General features: G+C 45.5%; 15 protein-coding genes and 1 pseudogene. 9 read left to right on the top strand and 7 right to left on the bottom strand.

Going from position 1 to position 16,099, the window contains the following annotated elements:
- The first annotated feature begins 112 nt into the window (after window positions 1–112).
- The 4 genes from LAY41_RS19875 to LAY41_RS19860 all read left to right on the top strand — a co-directional run bounded on the left by LAY41_RS19875 (window position 113) and on the right by LAY41_RS19860 (window position 5,677).
- Entirely contained in the window at window positions 113–1,474 is a 1,362-nt protein-coding gene (locus LAY41_RS19875) for a tetratricopeptide repeat protein (RefSeq protein ID WP_249101903.1), read from the top strand.
- 28 nt (window positions 1,475–1,502) lie between these two features.
- Window positions 1,503–2,990 (top strand): nickel/cobalt transporter, encoded by a 1,488-nt coding sequence (locus LAY41_RS19870; RefSeq protein ID WP_249101901.1) that lies wholly within the window; start codon window positions 1,503–1,505, stop codon window positions 2,988–2,990.
- A gap of 76 nt (window positions 2,991–3,066) precedes the next feature.
- Window positions 3,067–3,402, top strand: coding sequence for a hypothetical protein (locus LAY41_RS19865; RefSeq protein WP_249101898.1), 336 nt, complete (start codon window positions 3,067–3,069; stop codon window positions 3,400–3,402).
- Window positions 3,403–3,439: 37 nt separating this feature from the next.
- Window positions 3,440–5,677 (top strand): AMIN domain-containing protein, encoded by a 2,238-nt coding sequence (locus LAY41_RS19860; RefSeq protein WP_249101894.1) that lies wholly within the window; start codon window positions 3,440–3,442, stop codon window positions 5,675–5,677.
- 296 nt (window positions 5,678–5,973) lie between these two features.
- Here LAY41_RS19860 and LAY41_RS19855 read toward each other — a convergent pair whose 3' ends face one another.
- The 7 genes from LAY41_RS19855 to LAY41_RS19825 form a co-directional block, all read right to left on the bottom strand.
- Entirely contained in the window at window positions 5,974–6,207 is a 234-nt protein-coding gene (locus tag LAY41_RS19855) for a type II toxin-antitoxin system HicA family toxin (RefSeq protein WP_249101891.1), read from the bottom strand.
- Entirely contained in the window at window positions 6,204–6,434 is a 231-nt protein-coding gene (locus LAY41_RS19850) for a type II toxin-antitoxin system HicB family antitoxin (protein ID WP_249101887.1), read from the bottom strand. The genes LAY41_RS19855 and LAY41_RS19850 overlap by 4 nt, the downstream gene beginning before the upstream one ends.
- 117 nt (window positions 6,435–6,551) lie before the next feature.
- A complete protein-coding gene (locus LAY41_RS19845) occupies window positions 6,552–8,279 on the bottom strand; it encodes a CocE/NonD family hydrolase (protein ID WP_249101886.1) in 1,728 nt (575 codons plus the stop codon).
- 178 nt (window positions 8,280–8,457) lie between these two features.
- Window positions 8,458–8,946, bottom strand: a complete 489-nt coding sequence (locus tag LAY41_RS19840) for an HARBI1 family protein (RefSeq protein WP_249102192.1) — start codon at window positions 8,944–8,946, stop codon at window positions 8,458–8,460.
- Between the two features lie 4 nt (window positions 8,947–8,950).
- A complete protein-coding gene (locus tag LAY41_RS19835) occupies window positions 8,951–9,358 on the bottom strand; it encodes a helix-turn-helix domain-containing protein (RefSeq protein ID WP_249101884.1) in 408 nt (135 codons plus the stop codon).
- 134 nt (window positions 9,359–9,492) lie between these two features.
- Window positions 9,493–10,869 carry a TIGR03279 family radical SAM protein gene (locus tag LAY41_RS19830; RefSeq protein WP_249101881.1) on the bottom strand — a complete coding sequence of 459 codons (1,377 nt, stop codon included), beginning with the start codon at window positions 10,867–10,869 and terminating at the stop codon, window positions 9,493–9,495.
- 103 nt (window positions 10,870–10,972) lie between these two features.
- On the bottom strand, window positions 10,973–11,953 hold the full coding sequence (locus LAY41_RS19825) for an undecaprenyl-diphosphate phosphatase (RefSeq protein WP_275974271.1): 981 nt from the start codon (window positions 11,951–11,953) through the stop codon (window positions 10,973–10,975).
- Window positions 11,954–12,219: 266 nt separating this feature from the next.
- On the opposite strand from LAY41_RS19825, the gene LAY41_RS19820 reads away from it, so the two are divergent.
- The 5 genes and pseudogenes from LAY41_RS19820 to LAY41_RS19800 all read left to right on the top strand — a co-directional run bounded on the left by LAY41_RS19820 (window position 12,220) and on the right by LAY41_RS19800 (window position 15,985).
- On the top strand, window positions 12,220–12,957 hold the full coding sequence (locus LAY41_RS19820; protein WP_420840332.1) for a DUF3120 domain-containing protein: 738 nt from the start codon (window positions 12,220–12,222) through the stop codon (window positions 12,955–12,957).
- Between the two features lie 111 nt (window positions 12,958–13,068).
- Entirely contained in the window at window positions 13,069–14,064 is a 996-nt protein-coding gene (locus tag LAY41_RS19815; RefSeq protein ID WP_249101880.1) for an adenylate/guanylate cyclase domain-containing protein, read from the top strand.
- A 210-nt stretch (window positions 14,065–14,274) separates the two neighbouring features.
- A complete protein-coding gene (gene psbU, locus LAY41_RS19810; protein WP_249101878.1) occupies window positions 14,275–14,712 on the top strand; it encodes a photosystem II complex extrinsic protein PsbU in 438 nt (145 codons plus the stop codon).
- 311 nt (window positions 14,713–15,023) lie between these two features.
- Window positions 15,024–15,281, top strand: a pseudogene (locus LAY41_RS19805) (FAD-binding protein); the annotation flags it as partial.
- 440 nt (window positions 15,282–15,721) lie between these two features.
- Entirely contained in the window at window positions 15,722–15,985 is a 264-nt protein-coding gene (locus tag LAY41_RS19800) for a hypothetical protein (RefSeq protein ID WP_249101875.1), read from the top strand.
- Window positions 15,986–16,099: the final 114 nt, after the last annotated feature.

Genomic DNA, 16,099 nt, shown 5'->3' with positions numbered 1-16,099 from the left:
TTGAATTTGGAATCTGCAATATCAATTAGTTAATTCGAGGGTAAGTTGTTGCGCTTTAGCGCTGAAGCGCAACAACTTACCTAATTAAGATAGGTGAAAGGAGAAGATATTGGTGGTTGTTATCCAATCCAAAATTAAAGATCTAAAATCCAAAATCGGCGCAGTTATACTACTGGCAGCTATTCCAGTCAGCCTGTACTTTTTTTGGGGAAGTTTTGGAGAACAGAAACTCGATGCTCCCTATCGCTACCGCTTTCAACGACCATCGCGAGGCAGTATTACCACCGACCTCCAGAGGGAAATTGCTTTCTATCAGGAGCGTATCCAATACGCTCCTAATGATGGTCTGAATCGCGCTTTTCTAGCCACAGTATACTTAAAAATGGCTCGCGCTAGTGGAGAAGCCAGTTGGTATTTACTCGCAGAACAAACAGCCCAACAATCGTTGGCTAAATTGTCATTTCACAATGATGGTGCGATTATGGTACTGGCGCGAGTTGCAGTTGCCAGACATGACTTTGCTTCTGCCCTTCGCCTGGTTAAACAGGTGCAGAATAATGAAGAAACTCTCTCAGTTTTGGTAACCGCAAATCTGGCAAGTGGCAAAATATCTGAGGCGTTGTCCGCAGCTAATGCTTTGGTAGATAAAACTCCAAATTTAAACTCTTTAACATTACGGGCATTGGTACAGATAGCTGCGGGAAAAGATCGAGAAGCAATTCGCGATTTCCAACAAGCTTTGGCTGTGGAAGAACCAGAAGAAACGGGCAGTTCGGTCTGGACGCGGACGCTGCTGGGTAGATATTATTTTAAGCGGGGACAACTTAAACAAGCACGCCAACTTTACCAAGAAGCTTTGCGCGTTCTGCCGCAGTATCCCTCAGCACTATTAAATATGGCAGAGTTGGAGGTTAGGCAGGGAGATTATCGGGCGGCTGAGGGTCATTATTCGCTGTTCTTCCTTACTTCGCAACGCTCTCCGACTGTGTACGATCACGTCGTGATGAGGGGTATGGCTCGCGTGAAAGATTTGTCAGGCGACCCTGACGGGGCTGCATTGTGGCGAGATAAAGCTGAAGCGCGATTGCGCCAAGATTTGACTGGGTTCGGACATAGGCGCGAGTTGGCGCGTCTGCTGCTGGAGAGGGGTAGTTCTGCTGATGTGGAAGAGGCTTTGTCCCTGATGCAGATGGAAGTACGATCGCGCCGCGATGCTGAAACGCTTGACACCTTAGCTTGGGCTCTTTCTCAAAAAGGTGAGTGGCAAAAAGCTCAGCAGGCAATGCAGTCAGCGCTACGATCGGGCCTACGCGATGCTGGACTCTTCGATCGGGCCGGTACGATCGAACAGGCGCTGGGGAACCAATCTAAGGCAAATGCTTTCTTTCGGCTTGCCCAAGAAACTGACCCCACTTTTGACGAAAACGCTCGACGGGCTTTGGGATTGGGTGTAGGGCTTTTAGGGTTGAACTGAAGAATTGTTTTGAGTTTTGGAGATTTTTATGAATGTCTGGTATTCAGTTTTCAGATTTCGGTCGAATTTAAAAGCCAAAATTCAGCACTCAAAATTATTCATTAACTTCTTTAAATCAAAACTCAAAACTCAAAACTCAAAACTATTCGTTGTCATCTTCTCGTTTCTGTTACCGATCGCACTCATTGCTTTTGCAAGTCCTAGTTTAGCTCATTGGGCAGATTTGGCAGTTGCTGAAATTGTGGTAGGTAAGACCGAAACCCAAATTACGCTCACTTTTCCCACGGGTTTGGTGAGTTCGGCGGATGATAACCGAGATAACCAGCTATCGCCGGATGAAGTCCGCAGACATCAAGTAGATCTGAAGAGCTTTTTTAGCGATCGCATCCGTCTTATCGATGGTGAAAATCACAACGGTATTCTAACTGTGAAAGAGTCTCTGACTCCACCGTCGAACTTGAACGTCACTGCCGGAACTCACAGTACTTTAGTGTTGGTTTACACCTGGCCTAAGCTTGTTCGAGGTCTGAAGATTGACTACAATTTGTTTTTGCCGGGAGTGCCAACAGCTCGCTGTTTGGCGACTGTTCTGCAACCTGGAAAGGCGCAAAACGTCATATTCTCTCCAGAAAATCGCGAATTTTCGTTAATACAGGGTTCGATATGGCAGTCAGCAGTGGGTGTTGCGATCGCTCTAGGCGGTGCTTTTGTGTGGGGCGCAATGCACGCCATGTCTCCCGGACACGGAAAAACAATCGTCGGTGCTTACCTGGCGGGGTCGCGTGCAACTGCCCAACACGCCTTGTTTTTGGGGCTGACAACGACGATCGCACATACTACTGGCATATTTGCTTTGGGACTCGTGACTCTCTTCGCGTCCCAGTACATCTTACCAGAGCAGATTTATCCCTGGCTGAGTTTCCTATCAGGTTTAATGGTGGTCGTCATCGGTCTGAACTTGTTCCTTAGTCGGATGGCGAGTGTCCGGCTATTAGGGAAATCAGATGATGAACACAGTCATGATGACCATCACCATCACCATCACCACGATCATGACCATAGCCATCATCATCATGACCATGACCACGGTCATAGCCATCATCACCACGATCGCGCAACTCAAACCCAAAATCCCGTCGGACACTCCCACTTACCTCCTGGTGCAGACGGTTCTCCAGTCACCTGGCGCAACTTGCTTGTTCTAGGTATTTCTGGCGGTCTTGTACCATGTCCCTCAGCCTTAGTTTTGCTGCTGAGTGCGATCGCGATCGGTCAAGTCAGTTTTGGACTCGTCTTAGTGTTAGCATTCAGTTTGGGACTTGCAGGAGTGCTGACCGGGCTTGGATTGCTGCTCGTTTTCGCTAAGCGATTTTTCGTTGTGCTACCAACACACCTTAGACTGCTGAAAGTATTGCCTGCCATTAGTGCTATTTTCATCACAGCGATCGGTTTGGGAATCACAACACGGGCACTAATGAAAATCGGATTGTTTGAAGCAATTTTAGGTTTTAGATAAAAGGTGAACGGTAAAAATGCGGTGTAGTGCAATAGCGAGATTCTTTCCTTTAACTGCTGCCTTATCCACTATCCTTATGACCTTATGGCCGTCTGTTGTTTTGGCGCGACCGCTAATTAGAAATTCCCGATACCCAGAAGTGCCAAACTCTAATGTGAATACCTTGATCTGCTACTTACAAACAGATGATGGTACAACTCTAGATTTAGATCGTTTATGTAACAAAACAGATGAAAATAATAGTAGTCGATCGACAGAGCGTACTTCGGCTGGTCGTAGTTCAGGTAGTAATTTAAGTCCCAGTCAGTGTTATGTGTTTGACGCAAATGGGCGTCCCTGTGCAGCAACAACCAATGAAAACCAAGAAAATAGAACACAACCATTACTAACAAATCCAACTTCTGTGCCTTGATTTTGTCTAACCATTTTACATTTCAGATTTTATTTTAATGCGTTTATTCTGGGGAATATGCCAAACATCGATCGCCGGGGCAGTTATTGTACTGACTGCCGCTCCTGCTCATGCCGATCTGACTTTAATTACAAATGTGCGGCTTGCTCCGACCAGCAACGGACTTGATATTGTTCTAGAAACACAAAGTGGCGATATGCCACAAGTCTTTACCATTAATCGAGGCAATACTTGGATAGCTGAAATTACCAACACCAAACTAAAATTACCTCAAGCTAACAGTTTTAATCAAGATAATCCTGCTCCTGGAATCGCGTCGATGACGATTATTCCCCTAAGTGAAAATAGCGTTCAGGTAATCTTGACGAGACAAGCTGGTTCGCTAACGGGAGAAGTAACGCGACGAGATCCCAGCACTTTAGTTCTTAGCCTCAGCTTAGCTGGCAATAATCGAGTAGCCTCACCCGCCCCTACCATAGTAGTAGAAGCAAAGAGGGAGAGAGCAGCAGCGCCAGAACAATCCCCAATCCCCAATCCCCAATCCCCAATCCCCAATCCCCAATCCTCAATCCCCAATCCCCAATCCCCAATCCCTAATCCCCAATCCCCAGCAGCAAATTCTAATCTGCCTTTTTTGCCGCAAGCAGTAGCACCTCCACTAGGAGATATTGCCGTCTCCAATCTTGATATCGCTGCCACATCGATCGACTTAGGAACATCACAGCGGATCACCCGCTTAGTATTGCGAAACGCATCGGCGCGGGAAGTTTTAACCCTTCTAGTTCAAGCTGCTGGTCTTAGTATCGTCTTTGCTGAAGATGCTGCGCCTACCCCCAGTCCCAATACTCCTCCCATTACCAGAGGAAGACTGCAAACGGGTGCAGAAACATTGACAGAACCAAACATTTCGATGGAAGTACAAAATGAATCTATTCAAAACGTTTTCAACTATGTTTTGCAACTAACCAGATTGCAGGGTAATCGCGTCGGAAACACCATCTTAGTAGGTCGAAACCTCCCTGCTGCTACCCGTGGTTTGGTGATGCGTACCATCCGACTCAACCAATTGAAAGCAACAATGCCCGAAAGTCCGCTCACAACAGTTCTCACCAGCGGATCGAGCCTCACAAGTGGTGGTAGCCAAGCTAACAGTAGCACCAATACCAGCAGTCAGGTGGGTAGAAACAGTACCACAACCCGAAATATTCCGTTTAGGGGTGCTATTCAAGCTCTGGAAGCACTGGGAGCCAATGGAGGTGGTTCTGTTACTCCTCAACAAAATGCCCCAGCCCCAAATCCCTTTCAGCGTTCTCCAGATCCGACCGAGCAACTGCTAGATGGATTGCAGGTTACCGCCGATAGTCGCACAAACTCTGTCACTTTAATCGGCCCTCTTAAGCTTGTTGAAATAGCCACTAATTACCTAGCTCAACTCGATGTGCGTCGGAGACAGGTGGCGGTAAATGTCAAAATTATTGAAGTGAATCTCACCAATCAGGACACTATTGGAGCCAGTTTTTCTTTTGGTGTCGGGGGAAGTTTTTTTAATGTCAATCAAGGCAGCGCCAATATTAATTTTGGGCGGTTTAATCCTAGATTCATTAATCCCAATCCATCACAAAATCCTGGTAGCTTGTTCAGTCCTAATGTGATAGAAGGCCCGAATTTAGCAAGAGCTTTTCAGTTTCCTCGCCAGTTTTTGTTGAATCTTCAGTCTCAAATTACCTCAAATAATGCCAAGATATTAACCGATCCAACATTAATTGTACAAGAGGGTAGCCATTCTCAGGTGAACTTGACGACTCAAGTATTTGCAGGTTTTAGGCAGATTACAGAAGCCGCTCCAGGTAACCAAACAAGAACGGTGTCTGAAACAAAAGACCCAATTGATGTAGGTGTGATCCTGAATATTGCTGTCGATCAGATTGATGACAATGGCTTTATTACGCTTTTTGTATCGCCGGAAGTCAGTTCGCCTGGGGAGAGGATTACAGACCCTTCTAGGAACGATTTGTTGATTCAGCAGCTCGTCAATCGCCGCCGTTTGGAAACAGGAAGTATCCGCCTCCGAGATGGTCAGACCCTGATCCTGACTGGAATTATTCAGGAGCAAGACAGAACTATTACAACGAAAACTCCTATCTTAGGAGATATCCCCATTATTGGTGCTTTGTTCAGAAGTAGAACAAGCGATCGCACTCGTAATGAAATCGTTGTGTTAGTTACACCTAACATCATGGATGATTCAAATATTTCTAGTTCCGGCTCTAATTAGTTAGTGATGTGACATAATTATAAATAACACATTTTTGAGAGTTGACAAACCTTTTTTACAATGGATGAAGTGATTCAAGGAGCAGGATTTACCGTCAGAGCCTTGAACCCTAAAACAGGAGATATCCGCCAATTAACCAATTATAGCTAGGGGCTAGGGGCTAGGGGCTAGGGGCTAGGGAAGAGGGAAGAGGGAAAAGGTTACTGCGTAAGGGATTTGGATAAGAAGTAAGAGTTGGAGTTGGCTTAATCGCCCTGGCGGTTGCTATAACAGGAGAATTAGTAACTTCAGCATAGCTATTCTGCCAGTAGTTGCACAAATTCCTCTACCGTCAGTCCAGCATCATTAAGTATACTCTTTAGTATTTTGGGATGCAGAATTTTGCCCGAATGAAAAGGAACCGTAACTCGCCTTCCCTCGGCATTTTTATAAATTCTGTGACTACCGCTTTGACGACTTAACTTAAAGTCAATTTTATTTAATACCCGAATAACTTCAGTTGCGGTGACACGCGGAAGTGGTAGAGTCAAACCTGCACCTCCAAAGTTGTCAGACTCACCATTTCGCTAGTAGGAATCGGTTCGTTATTTGCCAAACGATCTTCAATATGCAGGCGAATTGCATCCTGGATATTGTTGATAACTTCTTCGTAAGAATCCCCCTGGGTATAACAGCCTTGCAAAGGGGGACAGTAGGCAAAATAGCCATCACTGTCCTTTTCAATCACTACTGGTAATAAAAATTTTTCCCCGCTCATTTGCACTCACGAGTTGTTTTGTTTTTTTATGATAGCACGCTATTAAACCGATTCCAAGTCCCGATCGAAGGGTATGAGAATGCGATCGCACGAGCTTAGAACGGCGGAGCGGGTCTTTTAAATTAAAAGTGCGATCGCTTCTAAGCATATCTTCCCTTTCATACAAAAAGGCAACAAAATTTGAGAAGGAAAATTACCTCCACTTCGCACTGTTAAAGTAATAATCTGAGACTCAATTAAACGAGTTTCACCTGGAAGCGAACCTGTTCCGGGATTGACTGGATAAGCCGGAAAACAAGCAGCACTTAAACTGAGACGTAAGCGATCGCCTTTAGCAATTCGCACGCAAGTTGACTGAAGCGAAATTTTCAACGGCGTTGTTTCTTGATTCGGTTCAACTCGCACGTATCCTTGAGTAAAATTGTAGACTTTATCATTATTTTGCACTTCAGATAGCACCGCGCATAAATCAAAACTCAGCCGATCTCCTGTACAATAAATTTCTACCGATACATCACCAGCTATATGCAAATCTTCTGTCAACGGTGCAGAAGTGTAAGTTAAAACATCTGTCCGAGAATCGATCGCAGAACGCTCAAAAGACCCCGCCGGAAAGCTAGCATGACCTCCCAAAGCGGGAACGGGTCGCCAAGGATCGTGTACCAATATATCTTCCGATTGGGGATTGGGGATTGGGGATTTGGGATTTTCTCCCTCTTTCTCCCCCTCTCCTTCCAAAAGAGAGGGGGTTGGGAGGTGAGCTACTAATTTGCCTGCATCATCTTGCGAACTAGCTAAACCAGAACTTGACAAAAAATAAGAGATATGATTATTATTAGGCCAACTTTCAAACGATCGCCACAAATTACTGCCCATTTCAAATAAGCACACAGGTAACTCTTTCAATAATCCTGTATCTTTTCCTTTGAGAAATTGATCGAACCAGCGAATTTGCAACTTGTCGATCGGACTTGCAGCTGCCGAACCGTAGTCTACTGCACCAACTTTTCTGCCCCAAGGTAGATGCGCCCAAGGGCCGATGAGCAAATATTGAAGAAAGTCGCTGCGGTATGCCATTTCTTTGTACAAATGCAGCGTACCGCGCAGGTAAGTATCGAACCATCCGCCAATATGCAGTATGGGCAGATCTACTTCTTGAAAATACTGTTTTGGGGAAAGTTTTTCCCAATATTCATCGGGTTTGGGATGATTTAGCCACTCGTGATAAAAAGAGTCAGGTGCTAACTTTTTGAGGATTTCTGGACTGGCGGGAATTGTGTCGGATAAAGGTAAGTTGCGATAAGCAGCATAAAGCGCTTGATAGGCTTTTTCATCGTTTCGCAAACGGGCAGTTTCTGCTGCTAGTTGAATTGCCCAACTGAGATTGTCTTGCAAACAAAATGCACCTCCTTGATAAGCCCAATCTGTATATAAATCGTAGCCAATCATTGCGGGGCAGATTGTTTTTAATGCGGGTGGATGGGCGCTGGCGGCGTAGAGTTGGGTCATTCCTTGGTAGGAAAAGCCATACATCCCGACTTCGCCACTGCTACCGGGTAGTTGCGCCGCCCAGTTAACGGCGTCAAAACCATCTGCAATTTCGTGGTTAAATAGTTTAAATTCGCCTGCTGATGTGCCGCGTCCTCGGACATCTTGAATGACTGTAATGTAGCCGTGGGAGGCGTACCAGGAGGGGTGGGCGTAGACGACTGTAGATGCGATCGCTTTTCCATAAGGTTGGCGCATCAGCAACACCGGGAAAGTACCCTCAGCGTCGGGACGGTAGATGTCAGCATCGAGGCGTACCCCGTCGCGGGTGAACATTGAAACTGTTTCTTTAATCATTAGACATCTCCAAAAACTACCAAAGCCTTTCTAATATTGGTTTTTGACTACCTGCCCCCTTAAGGGGGCAGGTAGTCAAAAACCAACGGTTACATAGGGCTTTGACCGTGTTGCAGTCAAAATAGAGCGGGTTTATTAAATAAGATTATTTCATATTTGCCAGGATTTTTTAGAGATTTTAACTATTTAAAACTATCGCGCCTATCCGCCATCTAATTAACCCACATACGGCTAGAATTACTGGTTCATAATTGGCTGTTTTTAACCGAAATCTTTCGGCTGCTATCCGAAAAGTTTTCACCAGTCTAATTAGATCTTCTACCACCACTCTTCTTCGCGCCTTTTTTTGAGTCTCTTGTTTTTGTTCAACTGTAATATTTTTACTTCTAGTTTTCTTATGAGGTGTGTCAATTGCTGGTTCTCCTACATAAGCTTTATCTCCTTGAAACTTTTGGTTATCACTTAATTCTGTACGCCGTTCTCGCCAAATTTTTATATCGCTGGTTGCACCGGGCTTTTCCACTACTACATCAACTATTTCTTGACCTGTAGGCATGACAATTAATTGATTTTTAAAGGTATGTTTTTTATTCTTTCCTGAGTAATACTTTTTTTGCTCTTGATATGACGTAGGTCTTTCACGGGGCTGTTCGCAGCTATCTACTATTAACTCAAATTTGCTTAATATTTCGGCTACCCATGACCACTCTGACTCGTTTTTTTTTTACTTGTTCTACTAGAGATGCTGGCAAAAGCTCTCTTAATATTCCTAGCCAGTAATGAAATATATAGTTGGCCGCTGATTCGCTAACCTCAAACTGAACTCCTAACATTTGGAATGTTGGTAAGTGATGTAGGTATACTAGGGTTAAAAGAATTTGGTCACTCAGGCTTAACTTGGCTCTTCGTCCCCCTCCTGCTTTAATTATTCTCGTTTTTTTCTGTTCTCTTACCAGTTCCTTTTGATTGTGTAATCTTTCGGCTTGACTGATTAACGACCTTAGTTGTTCTTCATCGACACCCACTAATCTTTGGGCTTCTGATGGGTGCTTCTCTATATACTCTCTGAGTTGGCTCATTTTTGGCTAGGTAAAACTCTATTTTACCCTATTCGATCGCAGTTTAGTTTATATGTTGGAGATGTCTATGAGTCATCAAAGAATTTTAGATTTTAGATTTTAGATTTGTTTATTTTAAACCTGAAATCTGAAATTTAGCCTCTTCCATCCTTAAGAAACGAATTTAATTTCTTGATTTCATCAATCAACCCTTCAACTCCCGACACTGGCAAAATCCGTATTCCCAATTTATCGGCAAGTTCCTCAACGGTCATATCATCCAAAAACCTTGTCTCCCCATGCTTCAACATCAAAGCTGGCAATAAAATCCCATCTCCCAAATCTTTTCCTTGTAAATTTTCCAACAAATCCTGACCAGTCAACAAACCTGTAACGCTAATACTCTGTCCCCAATATCGACTGGGAAAAGCTGCCATATTCACCTGCAATCCTTTCACCTGATTGAGTCGTTGCAGGATTGGCTCAAATGCTAACTCAACCGCATTCCCCACTACCCAAGTAAATGTTTGCGATGGATAAATTTCCAATGGTAAATTATTAGCAGCTTCCTCAAACTTTCTCAGGAATAGGCGAATCGAACCCACACCATTATCTATTTGCGGATAATCTTCATAGTGGGATTCTGGCGGCAACTCCTGTCTAGCAATTAAAAACCACTCATCGGCTAACCAAACACACTGGGATTTTGGATTTGAGGATTTCTTGCCTTTGGCCACAAATAATGCTTGGAGTTCCTGCACTTGGGCAATTACTTCTTGTGCTTTTTCGGGTGTAACTGCCGTCAATTCATCTTCGGCTGGACGAAAGCGCGTCAAACCCACCGGAACTACTGCGACAGAAGCTACAGCAGGAATATCGCCTGTGTGGAATTTTGCTAAATCAAGCAAAGTTTGCTCTAAGTGAATGCCATCATTAATGCCGGGACAAACAACTACTTGGGCATGAATTTGCAGACGCCGTTTTTTAAACCATTTCAGATGTTCTAAAATCTGTCCGGCGCGAGGATTTTTTAGCAGGCGAATTCGCACTTCTGGTTCGGTGGCGTGAACAGATACGTAGAGGGGAGATAGTCGCATCTGTTCTATGCGATCCCATTCTTTTTGGGTAAGATTAGTTAGGGTTAAGTAGGAGCCATATAGGAAGCTGAGTCGATAGTCATCATCTTTAAGATAGAGGGATTTTCGTTTGCCTGGTGGCTGTTGATCTATGAAGCAGAAGGGACAGCGGTTATTGCACTGGATTAAGCCATCGAATAAGGCTGTCTCAAATTCTAATCCTAAGTCTTCATCGTAGTCTTTCTCAATTTCAACGCGATGATTGTTGCCTTTGGTGTCTATAACTTCTAGTTCCAGAAATTCATCGGCGCACAAAAATTTGTAGTCGATCAGGTCGCGGGGCCGATCGCCGTTGATGGAAACTATGCGATCGCCTATTTCAAACCCAATTTCTGCGGCGATGGAATCTGGGAGAACTTTGGTAATTAATGCTGGAAGAATCGAAGTTTCGCTCATTGGTAATTGTTAGTTGTCTGTTGTCAATAGTCAGTTGTCAATAGTCAGTTGTTTCTCTACTAACTACTGACTATTGGCCACTGACTGCTGACCGATGACCCTATTAGCTATTTTGCAGTACTCCAGCGGCGATCGCACCCAGAATTGCTACCCCGAATGCCAATCTATACCAGATAAATACCCAGGTACTCTGTGTTTGCAGGAAACGCATCAGCCATGCGATAGAGATGTATGAAAAAATTGTTGCTGAGATGATGCCGATTACGATCGGAAGCACTCCAGCACTACCTAACCCTTCCTTAAAAGCATCTTTTAGCTCTACCAATCCAGCTAAGGTAATCGCTGGAATGCCCAGCAAAAACGAAAAACGCGCCGCTGTTGCACGCTCTAAACCCATGAATAGCCCAGCTGTTAGCGTTGAACCTGAACGAGAGCAACCTGGGATTAAAGCCAAACACTGACCTAAACCCATTAATATCCCGTCTCGGACTCCAAGGGCTTCAAAATTACGCTTGCGTGTCCCCAGTCGCTCTGCTATTCCCAGCAACAGAGACATCAAAATGGAGGCGCATGCGATCGCTCCTAAACTCCGTAGGGGTGAGTTATCAAAGTCGGGTATCAGGATTTTAATTAACAACCCGAAAAAAACGATCGGTATCGTTCCCAGAACAATTCCCAACCCCATTTGAAAATCTTGGGAATTGTAATCTTTTCGGACGATCGCTTCTATACTACCTATCGTGATATTTGTCAAGTCACGCCAAAAGTACCACAGCACGGCGGCAATACTACCCAGCTGAATCACAGCGGTAAAGGCGACACCGGGATCGCCCCACCCCAAGACTACGGGCACCACTTTAAGATGAGCCGTGCTGCTGATCGGCAAGAATTCGGTTAAGCCTTGCACCATGCCTAGAATGATGGCTTGAAATATATTTACCTGAGCAACCGATCGAGTCGCAACTGACTCAGCGGTTGTAGCCGCTGACAGATGTGTGCCCAGAGCATTTAAAAATAGAGCTAAAAGAGCGCTGGCAGAACTGGTGCTAGCAAGCGTAAAAAGTTGATGTTTCGATAAACCCATGTTGTCCTCTAAGCACACGCGATCGAGCATAGCCTATCTGGGGACTGGTAGGGGCTAGTGCCGAAGAGCGGAAGTCAAAAGTCAAAAGAAGGATTCTTCTTCCAATGCCCAAACTGACCCCAATGCCAATGCCTAATGACTAATGACCTTTTGCCCAATGCCCAGTCCTGAGAAACTACGATAAAATAAAAACAATGCCCAGGGGGGGGATATTTTTTGTGATATCTTGAATAAGATAAACTTTAGTAACAAAAATTAATAATACTTTGTTAAACGATACCTTGTCAGCCTTCACACCTGTTTCCGCTTCTATTTCCCCAGCCCTGTCTGGGCAAAGCGAGTCTGCGTCTTTGCGATCGCGAGTTGGTTCCAAAAGAGCTTGGTTGGTTTTCGGGGCGGCTTCGTTTTTAGTTTCAGTGCCGGTGTTTATGCAAGCGCCATTAGTGCGGCTGCTGCCACTGCTAAGTTTATTTTTAACTGCCGGCTGGGTGGGATTGAGTTTCGCCTTGCAGAGGCGTCGGGGGACGCAGATATGGGGAGACTTGCTGCTGGGGTTCAGCTGGAGTTGGCTAGCAGGATCGATTTATTGGGGTTGGCTGCGCTGGGAACCGGCAATCCACTTGCCAGTAGAAGCGATTTGCCTGCCCTTAGCACTTTGGTGTGTGGCGCAAAATAGGTGGAAAGTGGGTAGTTTATTTTATTTGGGTTCCCTGTTTGGAACGGCGGTAACGGATATATACTTTTACGTAGTCGATCTGATGCCATCTTGGCGGCAATTGATGCAGGTAGAGCCAACTTTGGCGACACCAATTTTACAAAATGCTCTAGCGCAAGTTCAGACACCTTGGGGGATCGTATGGGCTGTTGTACTTGTCGGTGTTCTTTTAATCGTGGGTACTTTACCGTTACGCTCCAGACAGCTACACTGGTGGGCGTTTAGTGGAGCAGTATTGAGTACAATTTTTGTAGATAGCCTGTTTTGGTTGGCTGCAAGAGCCGCCTGAGCGAATTTATCGCCAACAGCACCGCTCTTGCGAGGGATGAAGGGCATTAATAGTGCCTGAATTGCTTCAAGATTAAGACTCTGACTAGCTCTTCGTCGCTTCTTTAGTCATGTGGTGACGTTGCAACCCACTACCACTCCTTATCTTTTACTTCGGACCGAATCTGGTAATCGCTACCTTCCATTAGTGGGCAGTTATTGCTGGACTGTTGGTCGTAGTGACGACAACAATTTTGTGTTGCCGGATCGTTGGATTTCCCGTAACCACGCAATGTTACAGTGCATGGAAACCGGGGAATTCTATCTGATCGATCTTGGTAGCCGCAATGGCTCCTTCGTGAATGGGCGCAGGGTAAGCGTACCCGTAACGCTGCGACATGGCGATAGCCTCACTTTCGGTCAAACTGAATTGGAATTTTTCTCGCCCACCGTCAACTATCAAGCTAACGCTCCTAGCAGTTCGCATTCGGATGAGTTGACGGCAACTTCGGCTTTGCACGTGCGCCGCCTGATCTCGGTGATGGTTGTGGATATCCGCGACTTTACCGGGCTAACCCGACAACTTGATGAAAAGATTCTCTCGGAGTTGATTGGCACATGGTTTCGTCATTCCGGCAGTATTATTCGGGAACATGGCAGTTGGGTTGATAAGTACATCGGCGATGCGATTATGGCGGTTTGGTTTCACGGTAGCCGGGGCATCTCTAACGAGGAGATCGGCAGCATTTGTCATGCTCTGAGCGCCCTCCACAAAATGACAGACGATTTGTACAATCAATATCCCTTGCCTTTCCCGCTGCGGATTGGGGCGGGAATCAATACTGGCTATGCAATGGTGGGGAATACGGGAAGTGGCGATCGGCCCGATTATACTGCTTTGGGCGATACGGTGAATGCTGCCTTTCGCCTGGAATCCTCTACCAAAGAACTGCGCCTGGATATTGCCTTGGGCGAAACTACCTACAAATATCTCTTGCCTTTGGGTGCCGAGCAATCTGGATTCAAGCAATACACCGTGCATCTGAAGGGATATGATAAGCCTACGCTGACTTATGCAGGCACCTTTGCCGACTTGGATACTTTGTTGGAAAGGCAGCCCCAAGGTTAATAAGCTCGAGTAAACGTAGGGGCGAAGCATTCGGGCTATAACCTATCGCTCTCTCCCTAGATTTTCACCCCCGTTTGCTTCGCCCCTACAAGCTAAAAAGGCACCAAGAAGTATTAGTGAATCGGTTTACTAGGGCGCTATAAACCGGATAATAATCTTTGATAAAGCTGTGTGTGGATTCAATCCGCTCTTTTAGGGAGGTTTTTATTTATGAAACGATTGCTGCGTTTGTTGATGATATTCGCTCTGGTACTGGGTAGCTTTGGATGGCTGGGGCAACCCCAGAAGGCAATGGCGGCTTCTTTGACTGGTGTCGCCTTACGCTCAACGCCGGTATTGGCAGCAGAATCGGCAGAAGTTCTGCGGAATCGGGTAGACCAAAAGCTAGGCCAGATGGGCGGAAAAATTGATTTGAACAACACGAATGTGCGAGCTTTCAGGCAATTCCCAGGAGTTTACCCCACCCTGGCGGGGAAAATTGTCAAAAATGCTCCTTACGAAAAAGTAGAGGATGTGCTGAGCATTCCAGGGCTTTCCGATCGCCAGAAAGAAATTCTGCAAGCTAACCTGGATAGCTTTACGGTGACCTATGTAGAAGACGCCTTAGTACAAGGGGCCGATCGGATTAACAACGGTATCTATCGTTAAAACTAGGGACTAGGGGAATTTTAGATTTTAGATTTTAGATTTGAAATCTGAAATCTTTTCCTTTTGCCCCTGGGCCTATTTTCACAGTTGGTTCTGGCAAAATGCTAACTAATCCCATTACGCTGGTAGTGGGACTTTTCTGGGGGTGCGGTCATAAGTAGTTGGTTGGCAGAAAGAGTCCCCCTTGTCCTCCTTGTCCCCCTTGTCCTCCTTGTCCTCCTTGTCCCTATCACCAACTGTTTTTGACCACACCCCTTTTCTGGGAGCTATTTTTGTATTCCTCAGATGTAAGTTTTTTACCGAGTCCAGACTTGCCCACCCAGTTCGATGTTTTGATCGTTGGGGCGGGTGCTGCTGGTTTGTATGCGGCGCTTTGCCTGCCAAAATATTTACAGGTCGGCTTGATTACTAAAGACAACTTGCCTCTGTCTGCTAGCGATTGGGCGCAAGGGGGCATCGCGGCTGCGATCGATCCCACGGATTCACCAGATTTATACATCGAAGATACAATGCGAGCGGGTGCCGGTCTGTGCGATTTGCCAGCAGTGAAGTTTCTGGTGGATCGGGCCCCCAGATTTGGGGGGCTAAGGGGGCGAAAAGCGTAAGTCCTAATCAACTTAATTTTGTTGTTAATACTGGGCTGTCAATGAGGGTTTCTGGCAGTCACCGTACTCGGAAGTGACCGTATTTTTCGAGCAGTTGGGCGATTTACTCTGCATCGGCGGTTTTCAGGGAAAGGTAGCGGTTAATGCCTACGACTAGCGCATCTCGGTTCACGGATGGGAAGGCGGGATAGTGTTAGGTTCTGGGGTGTAGTATAAATCAAAGTTAGGCGGAGAGGGCTAGGGATATGAGAGTAATTGAAATTACTGAGACAAGGTCGGCACTTGCGGAATATGCAAACAGTCAAGAGCCGATTATTTTAACCCGCAATGGACAAGTAATAGCGGCGCTAATGCCACTATAATCTGATAGAAATATAGATAACATTCCGACTAACTTGAGGGAAATGATAGAGGCAACCCAGTCTCGCAAAAAAGCTGAATTGGAAACAACTTTTTATCAGCTTGTCGAGCAATGCAGAAGAGAAAATCGAGGCGTTTCATCTACTGACCAATTATCAATGCACTCAGCGTATCAGCAAATAATTGGCATGGGTGGTGATGTGATACCGATGCTGTTGCGGGAACTGGAAAGAAATACTGGGCGCTGGTTTTGGGCTTTAAAATCAATTACCCGCGAAGATCCGGTAACTCCAGAACAGCGGGGATAGCCAATAAATTAAGCAAGATGGGTCGTTTTTTTTGACCAATGACTAATGACTAATGACTAATGACTAATGACTAATGACTAATGACTAATGACTAATGACTAATGACTAATGACT

It is taken from the genome of Argonema galeatum A003/A1 (assembly GCF_023333595.1).
Classification (GTDB): domain Bacteria; phylum Cyanobacteriota; class Cyanobacteriia; order Cyanobacteriales; family Aerosakkonemataceae; genus Argonema; species Argonema galeatum.
The sequence above is the reverse complement of the archived record's forward strand: the minus strand, read 5'-3'. Positions and strand labels throughout refer to the sequence as shown.

Bases quoted from the DNA above. Each gene is read 5' to 3' on its own strand.
- LAY41_RS19870 (WP_249101901.1), top strand. From the start codon at position 1,503: ATGAATGTCTGGTATTCAGTTTTCAGATTTCGGTCGAATTTAAAAGCC.
- LAY41_RS19865 (WP_249101898.1), top strand. From the start codon at position 3,067: ATGACCTTATGGCCGTCTGTTGTTTTGGCGCGACCGCTAATTAGAAAT.
- LAY41_RS19860 (WP_249101894.1), top strand. From the start codon at position 3,440: ATGCGTTTATTCTGGGGAATATGCCAAACATCGATCGCCGGGGCAGTT.
- LAY41_RS19850 (WP_249101887.1), bottom strand. From the start codon at position 6,434: ATGAGCGGGGAAAAATTTTTATTACCAGTAGTGATTGAAAAGGACAGT.
- LAY41_RS19845 (WP_249101886.1), bottom strand. From the start codon at position 8,279: ATGATTAAAGAAACAGTTTCAATGTTCACCCGCGACGGGGTACGCCTC.
- LAY41_RS19835 (WP_249101884.1), bottom strand. From the start codon at position 9,358: ATGAGCCAACTCAGAGAGTATATAGAGAAGCACCCATCAGAAGCCCAA.
- LAY41_RS19830 (WP_249101881.1), bottom strand. From the start codon at position 10,869: ATGAGCGAAACTTCGATTCTTCCAGCATTAATTACCAAAGTTCTCCCA.
- LAY41_RS19825 (WP_275974271.1), bottom strand. From the start codon at position 11,953: ATGGGTTTATCGAAACATCAACTTTTTACGCTTGCTAGCACCAGTTCT.
- psbU (WP_249101878.1), top strand. From the start codon at position 14,275: ATGAAACGATTGCTGCGTTTGTTGATGATATTCGCTCTGGTACTGGGT.
- LAY41_RS19800 (WP_249101875.1), top strand. From the start codon at position 15,722: ATGATAGAGGCAACCCAGTCTCGCAAAAAAGCTGAATTGGAAACAACT.